General features: G+C 69.9%; 18 protein-coding genes and 1 riboswitch. Of the genes, 7 read left to right on the top strand and 11 right to left on the bottom strand.

What is annotated here, in order from left to right; all coding sequences use genetic code 11:
- Positions 1-5: 5 nt before the first annotated feature.
- The 3 genes from OG448_RS10140 to OG448_RS10150 all read right to left on the bottom strand — a co-directional run bounded on the left by OG448_RS10140 (position 6) and on the right by OG448_RS10150 (position 3194).
- Complete coding sequence (locus OG448_RS10140; protein WP_405552930.1) at positions 6-848, bottom strand: carbohydrate ABC transporter permease; 843 nt, start codon at positions 846-848, stop codon at positions 6-8.
- Positions 845-1834, bottom strand: coding sequence for a carbohydrate ABC transporter permease (locus tag OG448_RS10145; RefSeq protein WP_405552932.1), 990 nt, complete (start codon positions 1832-1834; stop codon positions 845-847). Before OG448_RS10145 ends, OG448_RS10140 begins: the two co-directional genes overlap by 4 nt.
- Before the next feature lie 85 nt (positions 1835-1919).
- Entirely contained in the window at positions 1920-3194 is a 1275-nt protein-coding gene (locus OG448_RS10150) for an extracellular solute-binding protein (RefSeq protein ID WP_405552933.1), read from the bottom strand.
- A 407-nt stretch (positions 3195-3601) separates the two neighbouring features.
- On the opposite strand from OG448_RS10150, the gene OG448_RS10155 reads away from it, so the two are divergent.
- The 7 genes from OG448_RS10155 to OG448_RS10185 all read left to right on the top strand — a co-directional run bounded on the left by OG448_RS10155 (position 3602) and on the right by OG448_RS10185 (position 11897).
- Positions 3602-4366: a GntR family transcriptional regulator gene (locus tag OG448_RS10155; RefSeq protein WP_030807463.1), complete on the top strand. Its 765-nt coding sequence runs from the start codon at positions 3602-3604 to the stop codon at positions 4364-4366.
- A 132-nt stretch (positions 4367-4498) separates the two neighbouring features.
- Positions 4499-4762: a DUF3311 domain-containing protein gene (locus OG448_RS10160; protein WP_405552935.1), complete on the top strand. Its 264-nt coding sequence runs from the start codon at positions 4499-4501 to the stop codon at positions 4760-4762.
- Positions 4759-6369: a monocarboxylate uptake permease MctP gene (mctP, locus tag OG448_RS10165; RefSeq protein WP_405552937.1), complete on the top strand. Its 1611-nt coding sequence runs from the start codon at positions 4759-4761 to the stop codon at positions 6367-6369. Before OG448_RS10160 ends, mctP begins: the two co-directional genes overlap by 4 nt.
- A gap of 78 nt (positions 6370-6447) precedes the next feature.
- Entirely contained in the window at positions 6448-6954 is a 507-nt protein-coding gene (locus tag OG448_RS10170; protein ID WP_405552939.1) for a GNAT family N-acetyltransferase, read from the top strand.
- 88 nt (positions 6955-7042) lie between these two features.
- Positions 7043-7122: riboswitch (cobalamin riboswitch) on the top strand.
- A 146-nt stretch (positions 7123-7268) separates the two neighbouring features.
- Positions 7269-9653, top strand: coding sequence for a ribonucleoside-diphosphate reductase subunit alpha (locus tag OG448_RS10175; RefSeq protein WP_391294556.1), 2385 nt, complete (start codon positions 7269-7271; stop codon positions 9651-9653).
- Positions 9653-10660, top strand: a complete 1008-nt coding sequence (locus OG448_RS10180; RefSeq protein ID WP_391294558.1) for a ribonucleotide-diphosphate reductase subunit beta — start codon at positions 9653-9655, stop codon at positions 10658-10660. The genes OG448_RS10175 and OG448_RS10180 overlap by 1 nt, the downstream gene beginning before the upstream one ends.
- Positions 10661-10934: 274 nt before the next feature.
- Entirely contained in the window at positions 10935-11897 is a 963-nt protein-coding gene (locus OG448_RS10185) for a helix-turn-helix domain-containing protein (protein WP_391294562.1), read from the top strand.
- A 28-nt stretch (positions 11898-11925) separates the two neighbouring features.
- Here OG448_RS10185 and OG448_RS10190 read toward each other — a convergent pair whose 3' ends face one another.
- The 8 genes from OG448_RS10190 to sigR form a co-directional block, all read right to left on the bottom strand.
- On the bottom strand, positions 11926-13296 hold the full coding sequence (locus tag OG448_RS10190) for a cytochrome P450 (protein WP_405552941.1): 1371 nt from the start codon (positions 13294-13296) through the stop codon (positions 11926-11928).
- Complete coding sequence (gene cyc1 / locus OG448_RS10195; protein ID WP_405552942.1) at positions 13293-14375, bottom strand: epi-isozizaene synthase; 1083 nt, start codon at positions 14373-14375, stop codon at positions 13293-13295. The genes OG448_RS10190 and cyc1 overlap by 4 nt, the downstream gene beginning before the upstream one ends.
- A gap of 255 nt (positions 14376-14630) precedes the next feature.
- Positions 14631-15281: a peptide deformylase gene (def, locus tag OG448_RS10200; RefSeq protein ID WP_405552944.1), complete on the bottom strand. Its 651-nt coding sequence runs from the start codon at positions 15279-15281 to the stop codon at positions 14631-14633.
- A gap of 155 nt (positions 15282-15436) precedes the next feature.
- Positions 15437-16417, bottom strand: a complete 981-nt coding sequence (locus tag OG448_RS10205; protein WP_030807439.1) for a hypothetical protein — start codon at positions 16415-16417, stop codon at positions 15437-15439.
- A 110-nt stretch (positions 16418-16527) separates the two neighbouring features.
- A complete protein-coding gene (locus tag OG448_RS10210) occupies positions 16528-17757 on the bottom strand; it encodes an HD-GYP domain-containing protein (protein WP_405552945.1) in 1230 nt (409 codons plus the stop codon).
- Complete coding sequence (locus tag OG448_RS10215) at positions 17754-19064, bottom strand: HD-GYP domain-containing protein (protein WP_405552947.1); 1311 nt, start codon at positions 19062-19064, stop codon at positions 17754-17756. The genes OG448_RS10210 and OG448_RS10215 overlap by 4 nt, the downstream gene beginning before the upstream one ends.
- Positions 19065-19171: 107 nt before the next feature.
- Positions 19172-19474 carry a mycothiol system anti-sigma-R factor gene (rsrA, locus tag OG448_RS10220; protein ID WP_030807430.1) on the bottom strand — a complete coding sequence of 101 codons (303 nt, stop codon included), beginning with the start codon at positions 19472-19474 and terminating at the stop codon, positions 19172-19174.
- Entirely contained in the window at positions 19471-20166 is a 696-nt protein-coding gene (gene sigR / locus OG448_RS10225) for an RNA polymerase sigma factor SigR (protein WP_401125347.1), read from the bottom strand. Before sigR ends, rsrA begins: the two co-directional genes overlap by 4 nt.
- Positions 20167-20264: the final 98 nt, after the last annotated feature.

The following is a 20264-nucleotide window of genomic DNA, read 5'->3' on the forward strand; positions in this document are numbered from 1 at the left end:
TGGCGTTATCCCTTCACGGCGCCCGCGGTCAGCCCCGCGGCCATCTTGCGCTGGACGAGGAGGAACAGCACGACGATCGGCACGGCCATCATGGTGGCGCCGGCCATCATCGGGGCGTATTCGGTGCCGTGCTTGGTGGTGAAGTTGCCGAGCCAGACGGTGGCCGTCTGGTTCTCCTGGCTGAGCAGCATCAGCGCGTAGAGGTACTCGTTCCACGCCTGGATGAAGCCGTAGACGGAGGTGGCGACCATGCCGGGGGCGAGCAGCGGGAAGACCACGCGGATGAAGGCGCCGGTGCGGGAGCAGCCGTCGACCATGGCCGCCTCCTCCAGCTCGCGCGGGATGTTGACGATGAAGCCGCGCAGGGTCCACACCGTGAACGGCAGGATGAAGGTCAGATAGGTGATGATCAGCCCGGTGAGCTTGTCGTACTGATGCAGGTCGTTCAGCAGCAGGAAGACCGGGATGATCATGGCGACGAGTGGGACCATCTGCACCGCGAGGATGCCGACGATCACGATCTTCCGGCCCCGGAAGGCGAACCGGGAGATGGCGAGCGCGGCGAGCATGCCGACGACGACACCGATGAGGACGACGGACAGCGAGACGACCAGGCTGCGGCCGACCGGCCCCCAGAAGTCGGCGATGTCGAAGGCCCGGCTGAAGTTGTCCAGGGTGAAGCCGGTGGGCAGCAGGCTCGGGTCGGGGTCGATGGCGTCCTTGGCCGGCTTGATCGCGGTGTCGAGCATCCAGTAGACGGGGAAGCCCGCGGTGACGAAGACGAGGAGGCCGAGGATGTTCCAGCCGGCCTTGGAGGTCCGGCGGGCGGGGGAAGCCGTGCTGGTCACTCGACCTCTCCGATCTTGAGCATCTGGCGCATGTAGACGGCGACGACGCCGAGCAGCAGCACCACGGTGATGAGGGCGATGGCGGAGCCCTGGGCGTAGTCGTTGACCACGAAGGCGCGGTCGTAGGAGTAGGTGGTGAGGAGCTGGAACTGGGCCTCGGGATGGCCGTTGCGCATCACGAAGACCTGCGGGAAGACACCCATGTCCCAGATGACCGAGAGGGTCGTCAGCATGACGATCACCGGCTTGAGCACCGGCAGGGTGACGTACCGGAAGACGCCCCAGGAGCCCGCGCCGTCCAGCCGGGCGGCCTCCTCCAGCTCGGCGGGGACCTGGGTGAGTCCGGCGCTGAGGGTGATGACCACGAACGGCACCGCGCCCCAGACCACCAGCAGCATGATCACCGCGAGGCCCTCGGGACCGCTGGCGAACCAGTTGTGGCCGATCAGGTCGACGCCGGGCAGCTTGCTGATGAGGGCGTTGAGGATGCCGTAGTCGGCGTCGAAGAGCCACTTGAAGACGGTGGTGGCGACGATGACGGGCATGCCCCAGCTCGCCACCAGCGCGATGTTGATCAGGGTCTTCACCCAGCCGGAGACCCGCTGGAGCAGCAGGGCGATCAGCATGCCGAGGACCATCGTGAAGACGACGGCGCCGGCGGTGAAGCCGATGGTGCGCAGCACGACCTGCCAGAAGTCGCCGTCGCTCAGCACCTTGGAGAAGTTGTCGAAGCCGACGGACTCGGGCTCCTGGAAGCCCCAGAGCTGGGACTGGCCGAACTTCTGGAAGGACAGGGTGACCAGCCGGACCAGGGGGTAACCCATGACACCGGCGAGGATCAGCAGACAGGGCGCGAGCAGCAGCCAGGGAGTGGTGGCGCCGCCCTTGGCGGAGGCCGGGCGGCGGGGCCGGGGCGGTGGGCCGGGCGGGGGCGCCTGCCGCTGCGGCGGCACCTTTGCAGGCGTGGTCGTGTCTGCGGCACTCATCGCGCTCCTCGGCGATCCCTGAAGTCCTGTGCGAGCGGTACGGCGGGCGCCGCGCGGGCCGGGAAGCCCGCGCGGCGCACCGGGGTCACTTGGTGTTGATGACCTTGTCGATCGCGGCGTCCGCCTCCTTGGCGGCGTCCTGGACCGACTTCTTGCCGGTGCCGATCTGCTGGAGCATGGTCTGGAGGACCTGTGCCTTCTCCACCTGGCCCCAGCCGGGCGCCATCGGCACGAACCAGTTGGACTCGGCCGCGGTGGCCGGCACTGCGGTCGCCGGGTCGTTCTTCAGGGTGGCGAGGTCGGTCTTGTTGTTGGGCAGGTTGCCCTTGGCGATCAGGCCCTTCTGGCCCCCGGGACCGGTGAAGGCGTTGATCCACTCGGCGGCGATGTCCTGGTTGTGCGACTTCACCGGCACGGCGAGGTCGGAACCGCCCAGGAACACCGGCATGTTCTTGCCGGACGGACCGGGCATCACGAAGTTCTCGAGGTTGTCCTTGAGCTTGCCGGTCTTGTCGTTCTTCGGGTCGGCGGAGGTCGCGCCCTCCCAGGCCGCGCCGAAGATCATGGCCGACTTGCCCTGGCCGTACACGAGGTAACGGTCGGACTCGTCCTTGGTCTTGTCGCCGTGCATGTACTTGTCGACGACCTGCTTGAAGGCGGTGAGGCCCTTGACCGACTCCGGGGAGGAGAGGGTCGCCTTCCACTGGCCGCCCTCCTCCTTGGCGATGGCGCCGCCCGCGTCGTAGACGAAGGACATGGCCGCGTACCAGTCACGGGTGGGCTGGTACCAGGCGTTGAACTTGTCGCCCTCCTTCTTCTGGATCTTGTCCAGCGCGGAGGTCAGCTCGGGGTAGGTCTTCGGCGGGGTCTTGACGCCGACCGAAGCGGCCACGTCCTTGCGCCAGTTGGCGACGCGGCCACCGGCGTAGTACGGCACCCCGTAGGTCTTGCCGTCGTAGGTGACCGATGCCTTGAGGCCGTCGAGCCAGGCGTCCGAGCCCTCGAACTTGCCGGGCTCCAGGGGGGCGAAGGCGCCCTTGACCATGTAGCCGAGCATCTCGGTGTTGCCCATCTCGACCACGTCGGGGGCCTTGTCGGTGGCGAGGACGGCGTCCAGCTTGGTGTTCTTGTCCGGCCAGCCGTAGTACTCGTGCTTGATCTTCAGGCCCGGGTGCTTCTTCACCACGGCGGCGTCGGCGGCCTTGACCAGGTTCGGCCAGTTGTTCTGCGCGTCGACGGTGAGCCAGACGGTCAGCGCGTCACTGTCGCCCCCCTTGCCCTCGCCGTCGTCGCTGCCGCACGCGGCGATGGAGACGATCATGCCCGCGACGCCGATCGCGGCTATCAGTCTGCGCTTCACGCCATCCTCCTCAGGGATGCCCACAACCCCCCTGCCTCCCCGCGGTGTCACACTTGCGCGTCGTACCGCCCTCGGAGCCGGGACTGGACCAATGGTGTAGACCAGCACGGGGAGCTTGGCCCAGACCAAAAGGGCTGTCAAGGGTGTTCAGGTGGGGTCCGGGCGTCCGTGACGCGACCGAGATATGCAGGGAACTTTCATTGCGCAACCGACAGATCGGACGGACCAGTTCCGGTGGACCACTGGCCCGCTCCGCACGGGTGGACTAGACCAACCGGGGGTGCGGCGGTATACAGGGAGATCACGGAGCGTGCGGGTGAACCGGCCGCGCGCGGCCGTGCCACGATGTGAGCCGTGACCGATGGCGATGTCGGTCGCCATCGGCATCCGGAGCCGGGAAGGCAGCCATGAGCACCGACGTCAGCAGGGCGGAGAACGAGGCCGGCGCGACCGTCCGTACCGCGCGCGTGCCGAAGTACTACCGCCTGAAGAAGCACCTCCAGGAGATGACGGAGACGCTTCCGCCGGGCACGCCGGTGCCGCCCGAGCGCACGCTGGCCGCGGAGTTCGACACCTCCCGCACCACCGTCCGCCAGGCCCTCCAGGAGCTGGTGGTCGAGGGGCGGCTGGAGCGCATCCAGGGCAAGGGCACCTTCGTCGCCAAGCCCAAGGTCGCCCAGGCGCTCCAACTCACTTCCTACACCGAGGACATGCGGGCCCAGGGGCTCGAACCCACCTCGCAACTGCTGGACATCGGCTACATCACGGCCGACGACCGGCTGGCCGGGCTGCTGGACATAAGCGCCGGGGGCCGGGTGCTGCGCATCGAGCGGCTGCGCATGGCCAACGCCGAGCCGATGGCCATAGAGACCACCCACCTCTCCGCCAAGCGCTTTCCCGCGCTGCGCCGTTCGCTGGTGAAGTACACCTCGCTGTACACCGCGCTCGCCGAGGTCTACGACGTCCACCTGGCCGAGGCCGAGGAGACCATCGAGACGTCGCTGGCCACCCCGCGCGAGGCGAGCCTGCTCGGCACCGACGTGGGCCTGCCGATGCTGCTGCTGTCCCGGCACTCGGTGGACCGGGAGGGCCGCCCGGTGGAGTGGGTGCGCTCGGTGTACCGGGGCGACCGGTACAAGTTCGTGGCGCGGCTCAGGCGTCCGCAGGACTGACCGGCTCCGTTTCCACCGCCCCACCAGCTCACATCGCCATATCGATACCCGGACGAGGGCTTCCGCTCCGCCGTACCGTCACCTAGATTGCGTGCGCATTACGCAGTGATCAACGAGGGGACGGAGTCCGGCATGCCCGAAGATTCTGAAGTGAGGCAACCGGTGGTGACACCGGTCCGTGTGGTCATCGGGCTGTGTCTCGTGGCGCCGTTCGTGGCGATGCTGTGGGTGGGTTCGTTCTCCAAGGTGGACCCCACGTTCATCGGCATCCCGTTCTTCTACTGGTACCAGATGCTGTGGGTGCTGGTCTCCACCTCGCTCACCATGACCGCGTACCAGCTCTGGCAGCGCGACCAGCGCTCCCGCAAGACCCGGAGCGGGGGTGCGTCCCGGTGAACGACGGCGTCAACGGCGTGGCGCTCGGCGTCTTCGTCTTCTTCTTCCTCGCGGTCACGGTCCTGGGCTTCCTCGCCTCGCGCTGGCGCAAGGCCGAGAACGAGCACTCGCTGGACGAATGGGGCCTGGGCGGCCGGTCGTTCGGCACCTGGATCACCTGGTTCCTGCTCGGCGGCGACCTGTACACGGCGTACACCTTCGTCGCGGTGCCGGCGGCCATCTACGCGGCCGGCGCTTCCGGGTTCTTCGCGGTGCCGTACACGATCCTGGTGTACCCGCTGATCTTCACCTTCCTGCCCCGGCTGTGGTCGGTCTCGCACCGGCACGGGTACGTCACGACCTCCGACTTCGTGCGCGGGCGGTTCGGCTCCAAGGGCCTGTCGCTGGCGGTGGCGGTCACCGGAATCCTGGCGACGATGCCGTACATCGCGCTCCAACTGGTCGGCATCCAGGCGGTGCTGGACGTGATGGGCGTGGGCGGCGGTGAGGACACCAACTGGTTCGTGAAGGACCTGCCGCTGCTGATCGCCTTCGGCGTGCTGGCGGCGTACACGTATTCCTCGGGTCTACGCGCGCCCGCGATGATCGCGTTCGTGAAGGACGCACTGATCTACATCGTCATCGCGGTGGCGATCATCTACATCCCGATCAAGCTGGGCGGGTTCGACGAGATCTTCGCCAAGGCGGGCGACAAGTACACCGCCGCCGGTGCGGGTGGACTCGTCCCGGCCCCGGCGGGCCAGTGGACGTACGCCACGCTGGCGTTGGGATCGGCGCTCGCGCTCTTCATGTACCCGCACTCGATCACCGCGACGCTGTCCTCCAAGAGCCGCGAGGTCATCCGGCGCAACACCACGATCCTGCCGCTGTACTCCCTGATGCTCGGGCTGTTGGCACTGCTGGGCTTCATGGCGATCGCGGCCGGGGTGAAGGTCACCAACGGGCAGCTCGCCATCCCGCAGTTGTTCGAGGACATGTTCCCGGACTGGTTCGCGGGCGTGGCCTTCGCGGCGATCGGTATCGGGGCCCTCGTCCCTGCGGCGATCATGTCCATCGCGGCCGCGAACCTCTTCACCCGCAACATCTACAAGGACTTCATCAAGCCCGACGCGACGCCCGAGCAGGAGACCAAGATCTCCAAGCTGGTCTCGCTGCTGGTGAAGGTGGGCGCGCTGGTCTTCGTCCTCACCATGGACAAGACGGTGGCCATCAACTTCCAGCTCCTGGGCGGCATCTGGATTCTCCAGACCTTCCCGGCCCTGGTCGGCGGCCTGTTCACCCGCTGGTTCCACCGCTGGGCCCTGCTGGCCGGCTGGGCGGTCGGCATGGTCTACGGCACCCTCGCCGCCTACGGGGTCGCCTCCCCCACCCAGAAGCACTTCGGCGGCTCCGCCAAGGAGATCCCCGGCATCGGCGAGATCGGCTACATCGGCCTGACGGCCTTCGTCCTGAACGTCGTGGTCACCGTGGTCCTCACCTTCGTCCTCAAGGCCCTGAAGGCCCCCGACGGCATCGACGAGACCAATCCCGGCGACTACACGGCCGACGCGGGCGACCCCGGCGTCGAGGTCGAACTCCCCCCGGCGACGGCGGGCAGCACCCACTAGCCGTCCCTGTGTGAATCCGGCCGCGGGCCGCCGTAAAGCGAGAGCGACGGCGGCCCGTCGTCGTACACACTGCCGGGCATGGACCTCCTCATCAGAGCCGCCGAACCGGCCGAGTACACCGCCCTGGGCGAGATCACCGCGCAGGCGTATCTCCAGGACGGGCTGCTGGACTTCGGCGAGAGCGACGCGTACCTGGGTGAGCTGCGGGACGTGGCCCGGCGGGCGGCGGACGCGGAGATCCTGGTGGCCGTGCGCGGGGGTGTCCTCCTGGGCGGGGTCACCTTCGTCCCGGCCGGCGGCCCCATGGCCGACATCGCGGGCCCCGGCGAGGCCGAGATCCGGATGCTGGCGGTCGCCCGGACCGGCCGGGGCCAGGGAGCCGGGGAAGCGCTCGTACGGACCTGTGCGGACCGGGCACGGGCCCTGGCGGGCTGCCACAGCCTCGTCCTCTCCACCCAGCCCACGATGCACGCCGCCCATCGCGTCTACGAACGCCTCGGTTTCCACCGCACCCCGCACCGCGACTGGAACCCCCTGCCGGGCGTCCTGGACCTCACTCTGCTCACCTACGAGTTGACCCTCTGAAGCCGCCGCGACACACAACAGACACAACATCTGGGGGTGACGTGACAGGGCGGCACTAGATGTATGCTCGTGCTCGCTGTCGTCGCAGGGGAATCCGGTGCGAATCCGGAACTGTCCCGCAACGGTGTACTCGCGTGCTTCGTGCACGCCAGCGTCAGTCCGAGGACCTGTCGACAGCGGCGCCCGGCCGTCCGGTCCGGGTGCTCGAAGACGTCCGGGCCTCGTGGAGTGGGCCGGTGGACGCGACGCCGTGTGCGCTCGTGCCTCCCCCTACCCTCCGCCAGGCCCCCGTGCCCAGCGAGGGAGAGCCCCACGTGACCATCGCGCCTGCCGATCCGGCTTCAGCCACCCCGGCGACCGAGGCCCCTGTGGAGAACGACGGCCCCGGTGCCGCGCTGCTGCGGACCCTGACCGAGCTGACCGCCGACCTCCCCGACGCGGACCCCGGCCGGGTCGCGGCCGCCGCGCTGCGCGGCCGGTCGGCGCGCGCCGACGAGGCGGAGCTGCGCGAGCTGGCCACCGAGGCCGCCGCCGGTCTGATCTCGGAGGACCCCGCGTACTCCCGGCTGGCCGCCCGGCTGCTCACGCTCTCCATCCGCGCCGAGGCCGCCTCGCAGGGCGTGACCTGCTTCACCGAGTCGGTGACCGTGGGCCACCGCGAGGGCCTGGTCGCCGACCGCACCGCCGACTTCGTGGCGCTGCACGCCGCCCGGCTGGACGCCCTGATCGACACCGGCGCCGACGACCGGTTCGGCTACTTCGGCCTGCGCACGCTGCACAGCCGCTACCTGCTGCGCCACCCCATCACCCGCAAGGTGATCGAGACCCCCCAGCACTTCATGCTGCGCGTGGCGAGCGGCCTGGCGGAGAACGACAGCGCCCCGGCCGTGGACGAGGTCGCCGCGCTGTACGGCCTGATGAGCCGCCTGGACTACCTGCCGTCCTCCCCCACCCTGTTCAACTCCGGTACACGGCACCCCCAGATGTCGTCCTGCTACCTGCTGGACTCCCCGCTGGACGAGCTGGACTCGATCTACGACCGCTACCACCAGGTCGCCCGTCTCTCCAAGCACGCCGGCGGCATCGGCCTGTCCTACTCCCGCATCCGCAGCCGGGGTTCGCTGATCCGGGGCACCAACGGGCACTCCAACGGCATCGTGCCGTTCCTGAAGACGCTGGACGCCTCGGTGGCCGCGGTGAACCAGGGCGGGCGGCGCAAGGGCGCGGCCGCGGTGTACCTGGAGACCTGGCACTCCGACATCGAGGAGTTCCTGGAGCTGCGCGACAACACCGGTGAGGACGCGCGCCGTACGCACAACCTGAACCTCGCGCACTGGATTCCGGACGAGTTCATGCGCCGGGTCAACGCCGACGAGCCCTGGTCGCTGTTCTCCCCGGCGGACGTGCCCGAGCTGGTCGACCTGTGGGGCCCGGAGTTCGACGCGGCCTACCGCAAGGCCGAGGAGGCGGGCCTGGCCAAGAAGTCCATGCCGGCCCGCGAGCTGTACGGCCGCATGATGCGCACCCTCGCGCAGACCGGCAACGGCTGGATGACCTTCAAGGACGCCGCCAACCGCACCGCCAACCAGACGGCGCTGCCGGGCAACGTGGTCCACTCCTCCAACCTGTGCACGGAGATCCTGGAGGTCACCGACGACGGGGAGACCGCGGTCTGCAACCTCGGCTCGGTGAACCTGGGCGCCTTCGTGGTGGACGGTGACATCGACTGGGCGCGGCTGGACGAGACCGTCCGCACGGCCGTGACCTTCCTCGACCGGGTCGTGGACATCAACTTCTACCCGACCGAGCAGGCGGGCCGCTCCAACGCCAAGTGGCGCCCGGTGGGCCTGGGCGCGATGGGCCTCCAGGACGTCTTCTTCAAGCTGCGCATCCCCTTCGACTCCCCCGAGGCGAAGGCGCTGTCCACGCGGATCGCCGAGCGGATCATGCTGGCTTCCTACGAGGCGTCCGCCGACCTCGCCGAGCGCAACGGCCCGCTCCCCGCCTGGGAGCAGACCCGTACCGCGCAGGGCGTGCTGCACCCCGACCACTATGGTGTCGAGCTGACCTGGCCGGAGCGCTGGGCCGCGCTGCGCGCCCGGATCGCCGAGGTCGGCATGCGCAACTCGCTGCTGCTGGCGATCGCGCCGACGGCCACCATCGCCTCCATCGCGGGCGTGTACGAGTGCATCGAGCCGCAGGTGTCCAACCTGTTCAAGCGCGAGACGCTGTCGGGCGAGTTCCTCCAGGTCAACGCGTACCTGGTGCAGGAGCTGAAGAACCTCGGCGTGTGGGACGCCCGCACCCGTGAGGAGCTGCGCGAGGCCAACGGCTCGGTGCAGGGCTTCGCCTGGATTCCCGAGGACGTGCGGAAGCTGTACCGCACGGCGTGGGAGATCCCGCAGCGCGGTCTGATCGACATGGCCGCCGCCCGTACCCCGTTCCTCGACCAGGCGCAGTCGCTGAACCTGTTCCTGGAGACGCCGACCATCGGCAAGCTCTCCTCGATGTACTCCTACGCCTGGAAGTCGGGTCTGAAGACCACGTACTACCTGCGTTCGCGCCCGGCGACCCGGATCGCCCGTGCCGCCCAGGGCCGCGCCCAGGAGCCCAAGACCATCCCCGTCCAGCAGGCGGCCGACCCCGACGCCGTCGCCTGCTCCCTTGAGAACCCCGAGTCCTGCGAGGCCTGCCAGTAATGACCGACAAGAACCTTCTGGACCCCGGCTTCGAGCTGACCCTGCGTCCGATGCGCTACCCGGACTTCTACGAGCGCTACCGGGACGCGATCAAGAACACCTGGACCGTCGAGGAGGTCGACCTCCACTCGGACGTCGCCGACCTCGCGAAGCTCTCCCCCGAGGAGCAGCACCTGATCGGCCGCCTGGTGGCGTTCTTCGCCACGGGTGACTCGATCGTGGCGAACAACTTGGTGCTGACGCTGTACAAGCACATCAACTCCCCCGAGGCGCGGCTCTACCTGAGCCGGCAGCTCTTCGAGGAGGCCGTGCACGTCCAGTTCTATCTGACGCTGCTCGACACCTACCTGCCCGACCCGGAGGACCGCACGGCCGCGTTCGCGGCGGTGGAGAACATCCCCTCCATCCGCGAGAAGGCCGAGTTCTGCTTCAAGTGGATCGACTCGGTCGACAAGCTGGACCGGCTGGAGACCAAGGCGGACCGCCGCAAGTTCCTGCTGAACCTGATCTGCTTCGCCGCGTGCATCGAGGGCCTGTTCTTCTACGGCGCCTTCGCGTACGTCTACTGGTTCCGCAGCCGTGGCCTGCTGCACGGCCTTGCGACCGGCACCAACTGGGTGTTCCGCGACGAGACGATGCACATGTCGTTCGCCTTCGACGTGGTCGACACCGTCCGCAAGGAGGAGCCGGAGCTCTTCGACGACCAGCTCGAGCAGCAGGTCACGGACATGCTCCGGGAGGCCGTCGAGGCCGAGCTGCAGTTCGCGCGCGACCTGTGCGGTGACGGCCTGCCGGGCATGAACACCGAGTCGATGCGGCAGTACCTGGAGTGCGTCGCCGACCAGCGCCTCACGCGCCTCGGCTTCGCCCCGGTGTACGGCTCGGAGAACCCGTTCTCCTTCATGGAGCTGCAGGGTGTTCAGGAGCTGACGAACTTCTTCGAGCGCCGCCCGTCGGCGTACCAGGTCGCGGTGGAGGGCACCGTGGACCTGGACGAAGACTTCTGAGTCTTCCGAGCCTCCTTCTCCCTGGCTGAACCCTGACGTCCGCGGTCCTTCTGGGCCTGCCCGAGCTGTCGGTCGACGCGCCGGTCGCGCACGATGCCGATCACCGAGGGCAGGACCAGGAGGACCAGGATGCCGAGGGTGGCGACCATTCCGATGAGACCTTCGATCTGGTTTCCGTTCATGTCATCAGCCTCGCGCTGAACGCTCCTGTCGAACACTGGCAGGACTGCCGTGGGCCCTCGAATTCCTGCCAGCATCGAGGCACACTGGCAGCATGCTGAAGAACGTGGTCGCGGTCCTGCTGGACGGGGTGCACCCCTTCGAGCTGGGGGTGGTGTGCGAGGTGTTCGGCATCGACCGCAGCGAGGACGGGCTCCCGGTGTACGACTTCGCGGTGGCTTCGGCGGAGGGTCCCACCCTGCGCACCCACTGCGGCTTCACCGTCTCCACCCCGCACGGTCTGGAGCGGCTGGAGGAGGCCGATCTGATCGCCGTCCCGGCCGGCGAGTCCTACGCCTCCCGCGACTATCCCCCCGAACTGCTGGACGCCCTGCGCCGGGCCGTGGCCCGCGGCGCGCGGGTACTCAGCGTGTGCACGGGGGTGTTCGTGCTGGCCGAGGCCGGGCTGCTGGACGGGCGCCGGTGCACGGTGCACTGGCACAACGCCGAGGAGCTGAGCCGGCGCCATCCGGGCGTCACGGTCGAGCCGGACGTGCTCTACATCGACGAGGACCCGGTGATCACCTCAGCCGGTACGGCGGCCGGTATCGACGCCTGTCTGCACCTGGTCCGCAAGGAGCAGGGCCCCGAGGTCGCCAACAAGATCGCCCGCCGGATGGTGGTGCCCCCGCACCGGGACGGCGGCCAGGCCCAGTACATCGAGCGCCCGTTGCCCAAGGGCCCCTGCGACACCGTGGGCGAGGTGCTGGTGTGGATGGAGGAGCACCTCGACCAGGAGGTCACCGTCGAGCAGCTCGCCGCCCGCGCCCACATGTCCCCGCGCACCTTCGCCCGCCGCTTCCAGCAGGAGACCGGCACCACCCCGTACCGCTGGATTCTGCGCCAACGGGTGCTGCTGGCCCAGCGGTTGCTGGAGGGGACGGACGAGACGGTGGACTCGATCGCCTGGCGGACCGGGTTCGGCAACGCGGCCGCGCTGCGCCACCAGTTCGTCCGGGCGCTCGGCACCACCCCGAACGCCTACCGGCGCGCGTTCCGGGGCCCGCAGGCCGCCTGAACGCACGCCGGTCCGGGCACGCTGCTCCTCACCACTCCAGGGGCTCGACCAGCAGCCGGTGCGGGCGCAGGGTGATGCCCACGCGGGTGGCCGCGTCCGAGTCCTCGACCTGACGGAACCGGTACTTCGCGGATATCGCCGCCACGATCAGGCTCAGTTGGGCCATGGAGAAGTGATCACTGGGGCATTTGCGGTTGCCGACGCTGAAGGGGCTCATGGCGTATTTCGGCACCTCCTCGGCCCGCTCCGGCAGCCACCGGTCGGGGTCGAAGTCGAGGTGGCGGGCGTAGGAGCGGGCATCGCGCTGAATCGCGTAGGGGCTGTAGATGATGTCCGCCCCGGCCGGAATGCGATAGGCGCCGAGTGCCGTGTCGGTGAGCGCGCGGCGCGTCAATATCCATACGGCGGGGCGCAGTCGGAGGGCCTCGACGACGACATTGTTGGTGTGACTCAGCTTGCGCACGTGCTCGAATGCGATCGGCGCGCCGCCGGTTACCGATTCAACTTCCGCGCGCACCTTCTCCGCGTGCTCGGGATGGTCCGCGAGGATCTGCAGGAGCCACATGATCGTGGAGGCGATTGTCTCGCTTCCGGGGGTGAGTATGGCGACGACCTGGTCGTGGATCTCCTGTTCGCTGATGGGGTCGCCATTGTCGTCCTTCGCCTCCAGCAAAGCCGTCAGCAAATCGTCCGGCTTTTGACCGGATGCCCTCCGCTCGGTGACGATCTCGTCCACCAGCAGATGCAGATCGGCCAGTGCCCGGTTGAATTCGCGGTTGGACGGGAACGGCAGCCGGTACAGCGGTCCCAGCGGCAGCACCATGCGCCGGTACATGCCCCGGAAGACGGTGGCGAGGTCGGTGCTGAGCCGTTCCGCGCACTCGTCCATGTACTGGCCGCGCAGCAGGCAGCGGGCCGCGATGCGCACCGCGACCCGGAAGGACTCGGAGGTGGCGTCGATGGGCTCGCCGGGCCGCCAGCGCTCGGTGAGGGCGTGCGCCTCCTCCTCCATGATCGGCCCGTAGGCGGGGATCGCGGCGAGCCGGAACGCGGGCTGGATGGTGCGCCGCTGCCGCCGGTGCAGCGGGCCGTTGGCGGTGGCCACGCCCTGCTTGCCGAGGAGCCCCTCCAGCGACTCCCACACCGGTCCGTCGATCTTGTAGTCGGGGCTCAGCGCGAGTGCGCCGGTGAGCGCCGGCGCGGTGACGGCGTACACCGTCTTGGGGCCGAGCTTCAGGCGCACCACGTCGCCGTGGTCGCGCAGTTGGGACATGAACGCGAGCGGGTCGCGGGCCAGTTTCAGGCCGTGCCCGAGCACCGGAACGCCGCCCCCGGCTAGGGGCGGCTCCTCCAGATCGGCCACTTCCCGCGTCTCGGGATTGACGGCGTCGACGGTCATTTCTCACCTGCCGCTTCGTTGTTGACGTACGGGGGTGTGGACCGGTCCTCCCAGGTGTCGACCATGTAGCGGCCTGACTCGTGGTGGAACCAGTAGACGGTGCTGAACCAGTTCCGCATATTGCCGACGCAGGTCCGCACGGCGGCGCTCAGTTCCTTTCCGCGCACGGTGCCGTCGTCGAGTTCTCCGGCGAAGTCCATTGCCTCGCGCTCGGCTTCGATGAATTCAGCGATGCATTTCTCGATGCGCCGCCTGAGTTCCTCGACGGCTTCTTCGAGGGTGAGCCCGGAATGGGTGATGAGACTTATTCCGAGATTGTGCACCTCGTCGCCCGCTATCTCCTTCGGCAGCGAGCACAGGTCGTTGTACCAGGCGGCGAATTCCTGGCTCAGCAGAGCCGCGCGCCGAAATGCCGGGTTCTTCCTTACCGCGTCCGGGAGTTGGCATCCGGCACTCGGTTCCAGGAGGTCGGTCCATATCCAGTGCGCGAAGGTGAGCCGCCTGAGCGCGAGGTACTCCTCGACACCGGGCACCCGGCCCGCCACACGGTTGCAGAACTCACGGTCGTACGCCTCGATCACCTCGTGGAAGTGCCGGGCGAACCGCTGGTTCCAGGCGGGCGGCAGGAACGCGTAGAGCCGCAGCACGCTGTCCGCGAAAGCGGCCACCAGCGCGTCCGGGTGGTGCAGATGGTCCTCGGGTGCGTCGAGCGCCGTATGGAGACGCTGCCGCAGCCGCCGCCAGTCCCCGGGCCGGCCGTGCACGATGTCACGGTCGTGCCGGTCGTCCCAGACGAAGAACCACGCGCTGTAGTCGGCTATGGCCTGGAGGACGTCGTCGGGGGCGCCCAGGTAGTAGCCGGCCATCAGATCCGTGTAGCACAGGTTGTCGGCGTACTCGCGGACCTTGTCCGGGGACATCAGCCGTTTTTCCAGCAGCCACCGCCGGGTGTTCTCCTGGAGCCTCGGCCAATACGGGTGCAGCCGCCGGGGAAAGGCGTCCTCGATCACCGGGAGCGCGAGGGACGGTGGAACCGCGACCGCTGTCGCCGATGTGGTGCCGCGTGAGAAAGCATGCACGAACAGTCCCCTCTCGACCGCCAGGAGCACACGCCCCTCCTTGCCGTGCCGGGCGTGCGCCGTTGCGTATCCCCGCACCCCTATTCAGCACTACAACTGACCGTCTGGGGAACGGATTTGCTCCTTTCACTACCCCAAGTCGCCGGGATTCTTTCGGCGAACAGATGAACGAACAGCCACGACGCCCGGCCGGAATGGTCTCCGGCCGGGCGTCGTGGCTGTTCGGTGCGGTGGCGCTGGTTCCGCGCGGGCCCGTCAGTCGTTGGCGACCACGTCGTAGCGCGGTTCGTTCTCGGCCATCTGCCGCAGCGCGTCCTTGCGGTCCCGCTTGGAGAGGCGGTCGATGTAGAGGTAGCCGTACAGGTGGTCGGTCTCGTGCTGGAGGCAGCGGGCGAAGTAGCCGGTGCCGCGCACCTTGATGGGGTTGCCCTTCTCGTCCTGCCCGGTCACCTCGGCGTAATCGGGGCGCGCGAGCGGCGCGTACGCGGTGGGCACGGACAGGCAGCCCTCGTTGCTGTCGTCCAGGCGGCGGGCGGCGGCGGGCAGTTCGACCAGCTTGGGGTTGCAGACCACGCCGGTGTGGCGCACGCCGTCGTCGTCCGGGCAGTCGTAGACGAAGACCTTCTGGCTCACGCCGATCTGGTTGGCGGCCAGGCCCACACCCTCGGCGGTGCGCTGGCTGGCGAACATGTCCGCGACCAGTCGCTCCAGCTCGGGGCCGAACTCGGTGACGTCCGCGCACTCCTTGTGCAGCACCGGGTTCCCGACGACCGTGATCGGCCGCGAGGTCCCGCGCTCGCGCCAGCCGGTCTCGCGCTCCTCGCAGTCCTCCGTGTCGACGACATAGCCCTCGTCATCGACGGGGAGCACGCCCACGTGCTGCTGATCGGTGTCCTGCTGAGCCATGACCGAGTGACGCCTTCCTCAAAACAAACATGGGGGGACTAGCGGATACAGGGTACGTGGGCGCGCCCTGTAGGGGCGCGGGTCCGTGTCCTTCATGCGGCTCCGCCGCGCGTGGGCACGACCAGCCACGACGGGCCGGCACCGGTCAGCGGCGATCAACACACCTCTTCGAGATCCCGCCAGTCCCGCGAGTCCGGGCTGTCGGCGACCCACCCGTCCAGCAACCCCCGGACCAGCGAAGCCGGCGCGGCGATCCCGCACTCCCGCTCGGGCACCCAGAGCTGCCCGTCCGTCCGGTGCCCCAGCGGACCGGGATGACCGGGCTCACTGTGATCGTGGGGATCGAGATGCACACCCTCCCCCTCGTCGGACGGCATCCGCGACTCCGAACACATCCGGCACAGCAGCCGCACGGAAGAGGACCAGTCCTCCGCCGCGAACCCCGCGTCGGCGGCCAACTGCTCCAGCGCGTCCCGGTCCGCCTCGGTCGCCGCCTCCAGCAGCACCACCCAGGTCGGCACGGGTGAGGGCGCCCACAGCTCGATCTCGTCGAAGACCGGATAGGAGTGCCCGGTGGACGTGGTGCGCTCGCCGTGCGGGACCCCGTCGTGCAGGACGACCTCGCCCCAGCGCCGCCCGGAGGAGGGCAGCGGGATGGACAGCACCTCGATCCGCGCCGGGTCCAGCCGACGGCCCCAGACCACCTCGGCCTCGCCCTCCGGCGAAAGCCGTACGGCGGCGCTGCCCAGCTCCATGCCGAGCGGCTCGCCGAGCGCGGTGGCGCCGCCGGGCACCTTCAGCCCGTACGCCTGCCAGGCACGACGGGCCAGCGGCCAGTCCTGGAGGGCGGTGGCGGCGATGCCGACGTTCCACCAGTCGGGCGCGCCGGTCTCCCGGTCCAGCAGGGCCACCGCGCGCAGCCCGGCGGCGCGGGCCTGTTCCCAGTCGTGCCGGAACTTGTGCAGCAGGGCCAGGTTGAACCAGGACTCGGCGAGCCAGGGCTCCAGATCGGCGGCGCGGGTCAGCAGTTCGCCCGCGTCCTCGTACCGGCCGTCGCCGATGAGCGTGAACGCCCGGTCGGTGGCCTGCCGCCAGGAGGCGGAGGGCCGGTTCCGTACCTTGCCGAAGATCCTCACGATTCCCGCCTGCCAGTTCCGTTCCGCTCAGTGGGCTGGCTTTTGCCCCCGGACTGCCTCTCCCTCGCATCCAACCACGTCACGTGGGAGAGGCGCTCATTACCCATCGGTTACCCAGCAACCGGCAAGGTCAGACAGTCGCGGGACAGCACCCGCGCCAGTGATTCCACCACCTCGGGGGCGTAGTCCCCGGCCGTGGCCAGCCGCAGTTCCTCCAGCGCGCGCAGCGGGCCCTCGACCCCGGCGTCGCGGGACTTCTCCTCGTAGGCGTTGACCGCGCGCACGATGCGGGCGGCGACCGGCTGGTCCCGGTAGGGGTCGGCCTGCCGCTCCACGACCACGGCGACGGCGGCGGCCACCCCGGTCTGCCGGACCACGGCCCCGCCGAGCAGGGCGATGCGGCGCTGCTCCTCGCCGGGCAGCCCGGCGGTGGCGCCCGCGTGGACCGGGTCGACCAGGCTGAGCTGGCCGATGTCGTGCATCAGCGCCGCGTGCTCCAGCACGGTCAGCTCGGTGCCGGTGAGCCCGAGGTCCCGGCCCACCGCGAGGCTGAGGGCGGCGACCCGGCGAGCGTGGCCGGCCGGGGTGTACCCGGCGATCTCGGTGGCGCGGGCCAGGGAGGTGATGGTCTGCCGGTAGGTGGCGCGCACGGCCGCGTACCGGCGCAGCGACAACTGGGTGAGCAGCAGCGGGAGGCAGAACACCGGCAGCGCCCAGAGGCCGGCGACGGCGACCGCGAGCGCCATCACCGCGCCGGTGGCGCAGACGGCGGAGCCGATGCCGAGCAGCCCGCGCAGCTCCTCGCGCAGCAGCGGGCCGAAGGGCCAGGCGGTGCGGGAGCGGGCGAGCGCGGCGGCCAGTACGGCGTCGCACAGCGCGGTCAGGACGAGCAGCGCGACGAGCAGCAGGGCGTAGGCGGAGCCGTCCCACTGCTCGAACACGCCCCGGCTGTACAGGGGCTGGAAGCAGACGGCGGCGAAGCCGACGGTGAGGACGCGGCGGGCGAGGTGGTCGAGCGTGGGGCTGCTTCCGCGCCAGATGTGGGGAACGCCACCGAGCAGGGAGGCGACGAGCACCACGGTGACGATCTGGCCGGCGCCGTGCCGGGCGGGGTGTCCGGCGTCGGCGCCGAGCAGGGCGTACGAGAGGGAGCCCGCGGTGCCGAGCGGTGCGGCGCGGCGGGAGCCGCCGCCCTTCCAGCGGGTGAGTTCGCCGACGGCTATGAGGACACCGAAGGCGAGCGCGGTGCCCCGGCCGTCGACGCCGGTCCAGAGGGTGGCGCCGAACGCGATCACGGCGACGAGGGCGGCGGCGCCGTGGATCAGGCGGCGGGCGGTCACCGATGGGCTCCGGTGGTGCGGCCGTGGGTGCGCTGGCGGGGCGGGGCGCCGGGGGCGGGTTCGTCGGCGGTGACCTCGGGCCGCCAGCCGTGGAGGCGCAGGGCGGCGGCGAGCGCGCCGACCATCCGGGGGTCGAACTGGGCGCCCGCGCACCGCTCCAGCTCGGCGACGGCGACCTCGACCGGGCGGGCCCGGCTGTAGGAGCGGGTGGAGGTCATGGCGTCGAAGGCGTCGGCGACGGCGACCACGCGGGCGCACTCGGGGATCTGGGTACCGGCGAGCCCGTAGGGGTAGCCGCTGCCGTCGAGGCGTTCGTGGTGGTGCAGGATCGCCGCGCGGGCCTCCCCGAGGAAGGAGATGCCGCGCGTCATCTCGTGGCCGTACTCGGGGTGGAGTTCGATGATCCGGCGTTCCTCGGGGGTGAGCGGGCCGTCCTTGCGCAGCAGCCGGGTGGGGACGCCGAGCTTGCCGACGTCGTGCAGGATGCCCGCGAAGCGCAGCACCTCCACGCGCTCGTCGTCCAGGCCGAGCTGCCGGGCGATCATCACCGACGCCCGCCCGACGCGCTCGCTGTGGCCCCGGGTGTAGCCGTCCTTGATGTCGACGGCCTGGACGAGGGCGCGGATGGTGGCCTGGTGGGCGGCGCGTTCGCGGTGGTACTGGGCGAACACCCAGCAGGAGACGCCCATCGGCAGCAGCACCAGCAGGGCGGCGACCGGCCCGTAGGGGCTGCGCCACAGCACGGCGGTCATCAGTCCGGCCAGGCCGTGCACGGCGACGGGGGCGAGGGAGCGGGTGAACAGCCCGCGCCAGGCCCGGCGCAGCGGGACGCGGTCGGCGGCGGCGTGCATGGCGCCGTCGAGCAGGGTGAGCACCAGGCAGAAGGCGAGCACGGCGGCCCCGGCGGGCAGCAGCGCGTACGGGAAGACGGAGGCGGCGACGGCGGCGCTGCCGTCGAGCGCGTGGTGCACCTGGGCGGCGGCCCAGACGGCGAGCGCGGGCCGGGCGGCGCGCCAGACGCGGCGCGGGAGGGACGGCGCGTGCTCGACCGGGGAGAGCAGGGCGGCGGGCAGCGGGACCAGCGCTGCGGCGGCCGGGGTCAGCAGGAAGGCGCCGGCGAGCAGGACGGGGTAGAAGGTGCCGCCGAACCGGCGGCGGACGACCTGGTCACAGAGCGCGTAGAGCGCCGCGACGAGTCCGAGGGCGCCCCACGTCGTGTGGCCGGTGAGGGCGGGCAGTGCGCAGAGCGCGGCGAGCAGGGCGGCGCCGGCCACACAGACCCGTGCCCTTGCCGGAACCGCCTCCATGACGCCCTCCCCGACCGTGCCCCGTCCGGGTGGAGCGTAGGACGGGACACGGGGAGAGCGGGGGCTGGTCCGGTGGGATTAGCACGTTCGGGTGACGGAAGCGGCGGTCAGCTCTCGCGGGCGGCCGCGGTCACGTCATGCTCGGGGACGGTACCGCCGGAGCGGATCAGCTCGATCCGGCCCATGACCTTGGCACGCAGGTCGGCGGGGACGTCGTCATGTCCGCAGCACCGCTTGACCAGCTTCTTGACGGCCTGCTCCAGACCGTACTTCTCCAGGCACGGGTGGCATTCCTCGAAGTGGTGCTGGAACTTGTCGCGGTCGACGTCCGGCATCTCGCTGTCGAGGAACTCGTACAGATGGTCGAGGACCTCACTGCAGTCCGTCTCGTGCGGCTCTCCGCAGCTCATGAGCCCGAGCCTTTCGCTTCGTTCGACTCTCCGGCGCCCGCGGGGACCAGTCCGCGCTCGCGCGCGTAGTCCTCCAGCATGCCGCGCAGTTGACGGCGGCCCCGGTGCAGCCGGGACATCACCGTACCGATGGGTGTCCCCATGATGTCCGCGATCTCCTTGTACGCAAAGCCCTCTACGTCCGCGAGGTAGACGGCGATGCGGAACTCCTCGGGGATCGACTGGAGCGCCGACTTCACGTCCGAGTCCGGCAGGTGGTCCAGCGCCTGGGACTCGGCGGAGCGCAGCCCCGTCGACATGTGCGACTCGGCACGCGCGAGCTGCCAGTCCTCGATCTCCTCGGCCGCGCTGCGCTGGGGTTCGCGCTGCTTCTTGCGGTACGAGTTGATGAAGGTGTTGGTGAGAATCCGGTACAGCCACGCCTTGAGGTTGGTGCCTTCACGGAACTGGTGGAACGAGGCGTACGCCTTGGCATACGTCTCCTGCACCAGGTCCTCGGCGTCGGCCGGGTTGCGCGTCATGCGCAGCGCGGCCGAATACATCTGGTCGAGGAATTCGAGCGCGTCCCGCTCGAAGCGCGCGCTGCGCTCCGTGCTGCTCTCAGCGCCCGTCCCCGCGCTCGCGCCCTGGCCCTCGGGCTGCTCCGCCTGGCCGCTGCCGGCCCCTGCGTCGGTCCCAGTGACCGGACCCACCTCCTCAAGTTCCCGCGCGAGGCCGAAACCGGCCCCACTCGTTTCGGAGGATAGAACACGACCCGTACCCGCCGCCGCTCGAATCGGAGCGGTCTTGG

This window comes from Streptomyces sp. NBC_01171 (genome assembly GCF_045039805.1).
GTDB lineage: Bacteria > Actinomycetota > Actinomycetes > Streptomycetales > Streptomycetaceae > Streptomyces.